1 protein-coding gene is annotated in these 503 nt (G+C 50.5%); it reads left to right on the top strand.

Annotated features, from left to right (window positions below; translation table 11 throughout):
• A partial coding sequence (locus LJ737_RS26815) for a hypothetical protein (RefSeq protein ID WP_227769858.1) occupies positions 1-503 on the top strand: 503 nt, incomplete at both ends.

Below are 503 nucleotides of genomic sequence, written 5' to 3' on the forward strand. Positions count from 1 at the left end.
ACATTACGGTGTACCGCGGCGCTTATATTAAGCTCTTAGCTGAACTAGCTGATGAGCCAGTATTTCACGAATTGGTTCGCAAGGAAAACTTCCGCAATCGGATGGTGTATCGCGGCATGATTCTGCGCTTCCTTGCGGTATCGGAGAAGTCGTATCTCAACTACAAGTCTTCCATGATGCAGTTCTGTAATAAGGAGCTGCGCGACAATCAGAACTTAGCACCGGCCAAGGCCAAGGAATACAAACAACGCTTCCTGCACTGCCTCGATCTGGTCAAGACGGTTTTCGGTACCAAAGCCTTCCGCCGATACATTCCCGGTACCGAAAATGCGCCCGGCCGTTGGGCTGATGGCCAAATCAACATGGCCTTGTTTGACCTACAGATGAACGGCTTTGTTCACTACTCGAAGAACGATGTGCTGCGCAATGCCGACTACATCCGCGAGGCAGTGCTGGACATGATGACCAACAATGCGGATTTTCAGATGCTCATCGGTTTCAAG

It is taken from the genome of Hymenobacter sp. 15J16-1T3B (assembly GCF_020711235.1).
GTDB lineage: Bacteria > Bacteroidota > Bacteroidia > Cytophagales > Hymenobacteraceae > Solirubrum.